Source organism: Croceicoccus gelatinilyticus, from assembly GCF_018398395.1.
Lineage (GTDB): Bacteria > Pseudomonadota > Alphaproteobacteria > Sphingomonadales > Sphingomonadaceae > Croceicoccus > Croceicoccus gelatinilyticus.
Genome location: NZ_JAHCBF010000027.1, coordinates 1 through 2500, shown reverse-complemented (window position 1 = coordinate 2500; position 2500 = coordinate 1). Strand labels below are relative to the sequence as shown.

The 2500-nt window shown below is 54.6% G+C and carries 1 tRNA gene and 2 rRNA genes (1 of these 3 cut by a window edge); all 3 read left to right on the top strand.

What is annotated here, in order from left to right:
* Positions 1 to 2018: ribosomal RNA gene (locus KIH45_RS18840) — 23S ribosomal RNA — on the top strand (it extends 771 nt beyond the left edge of the window).
* A gap of 115 nt (positions 2019 to 2133) precedes the next feature.
* Positions 2134 to 2248 (top strand): 5S ribosomal RNA (rrf, locus tag KIH45_RS18835).
* Positions 2249 to 2418: 170 nt separating this feature from the next.
* Positions 2419 to 2495, top strand: a tRNA-Met gene (locus KIH45_RS18830).
* Positions 2496 to 2500: the final 5 nt, after the last annotated feature.

The following is a 2500-nucleotide window of genomic DNA, read 5'->3' as shown; positions in this document are numbered from 1 at the left end:
AATGTTGAAAAATTCTCGGATGAGTTGTGTTTAGGGGTGAAAGGCCAATCAAGCCGGGAAATAGCTGGTTCTCCGCGAAATCTATTGAGGTAGAGCGTCGGATGATTGCCGATGGGGGTAGAGCACTGGATGGGCTAGGGGGTCGCGAGATCTACCAAACCTAACCAAACTCCGAATACCATCGAGTCTAGTCCGGCAGACAGACGGCGGGTGCTAAGGTCCGTCGTCAAAAGGGAAACAGCCCTAACCTACAGCTAAGGTCCCCAAGTCGTATCTAAGTGGGAAAGCATGTGGGAATCCCAAAACAACCAGGAGGTTGGCTTAGAAGCAGCCATCCTTTAAAGAAAGCGTAACAGCTCACTGGTCTAAATAAGGGTTCCTGCGGCGAAGATGTAACGGGGCTAAAGATACGCACCGAAGCTTAGGGTTGCAGTTTACTGCAGCGGTAGCGGAGCGTTCCGTAAGCGAGTGAAGGCGAAGGGTAACCGACGCTGGACGTATCGGAAGTGCGAATGCTGACATGAGTAGCGACAAAGAGGGTGAGATGCCCTCTCGCCGAAAGACCAAGGGTTCCTGCTCAACGCTAATCGGAGCAGGGTTAGCCGGCCCCTAAGACGAGCCCGAAGGGGGTAGTCGATGGGAACCACGTAAATATTCGTGGGCCTGGAGATGTGTGACGGATCGCGGAAGTTGTTCATCCTTATCGGATTGGATGGGCAGCCAAGTGGTTCCAGGAAATAGCCTCTCCGTATAGACCGTACCCGAAACCGACACAGGTGGTCAGGTAGAGTATACCAAGGCGCTTGAGAGAAGTATCCTGAAGGAACTCGGCAAATTGCCTCCGTACCTTCGGAAGAAGGAGGCCCTCTTTCTACGCAAGTAGTTGGAGGGGGCACAGGCCAGGGGGTAGCGACTGTTTAGCAAAAACACAGCACTCTGCTAAGTCGGCTTCAAGACGACGTATAGGGTGTGACGCCTGCCCGGTGCTCGAAGGTTAAGAGGAGGAGTGCAAGCTCCGAATTGAAGCCCGAGTAAACGGCGGCCGTAACTATAACGGTCCTAAGGTAGCGAAATTCCTTGTCGGGTAAGTTCCGACCTGCACGAATGGCGTAACGACTTCCCCACTGTCTCCAGGATATGCTCAGCGAAATTGAATTCTCCGTGAAGATGCGGAGTACCCGCGGTTAGACGGAAAGACCCCGTGCACCTTTACTGCAGCTTCAGAGTGGCATTAGGAAAGAGTTGTGTAGCATAGGTGGGAGGCTTTGAAGCGAGAGCGCCAGTTCTCGTGGAGCCATAGGTGAAATACCACCCTGCTGTTTTCTGATGTCTAACCACGCACCGTTAGCCGGTGTTGGGACCCTCTGTGGCGGGTAGTTTGACTGGGGCGGTCGCCTCCTAAAGAGTAACGGAGGCGCGCGATGGTAGGCTCAGGCCGGTTGGAAACCGGCTGCAAGAGTGCAATGGCATAAGCCTGCCTGACTGCGAGACTGACGAGTCGAGCAGAGACGAAAGTCGGTCATAGTGATCCGGTGGTCCCTCGTGGAAGGGCCATCGCTCAACGGATAAAAGGTACGCCGGGGATAACAGGCTGATGATTCCCAAGAGCTCATATCGACGGAATCGTTTGGCACCTCGATGTCGGCTCATCACATCCTGGGGCTGGAGCAGGTCCCAAGGGTTTGGCTGTTCGCCAATTAAAGTGGTACGTGAGCTGGGTTCAGAACGTCGCGAGACAGTTTGGTCCCTATCTGCCGTGGGCGTCGATACTTGAAAGGAGTTGCCCCTAGTACGAGAGGACCGGGGTGAACGTACCTCTGGTGTACCTGTCATCCTGCCAAGGGTGCCGCAGGGTAGCTATGTACGGACGGGATAACCGCTGAAAGCATCTAAGCGGGAAGCCTCCCTTAAGATTAGGTATCTTCGAGTCGTCGTAGACCACGACGTTGATAGGCCGGGTGTGGAAGTGCGGTAACGCATGGAGCTAACCGGTCCTAATAACTCTGATCGCGCTTGATGAATCCCACCATCAACGACAGTCCTGTACTGCTCGTTGACCGGACGGTCATCGCAGCCAGATCACCCACATCACTAAAAGTGCATCGATTAATATGCGACACGCCTGCTTCATTGCTTGGTGGCCATAGCGTTTGTGACCCACCCGATCCCATCTCGAACTCGGACGTGAAACCAAACAGCGCCGATGGTACTAACGCTCAAGCGTTGGAAGAGTAGGACGCCGCCAGGCATTGTAGCCGGCGTGAGCGCAAAAAAACCCATTCACAAAAACCCACAAAAGCCGCTGCCGGTCACACCGAGCGGCGGCTTTTTGGTCTCTCGGGTCGCCACAAGCGCCCAAGAACCAGGGATCCTTCCGAAGCTGAAGCGCTTCGCTTGAGGAGCCCTCACAAACGGTGACGCGGGGTGGAGCAGTCCGGTAGCTCGTCAGGCTCATAACCTGAAGGTCGTTGGTTCAAATCCAACCCCCGCAACCAAAAAA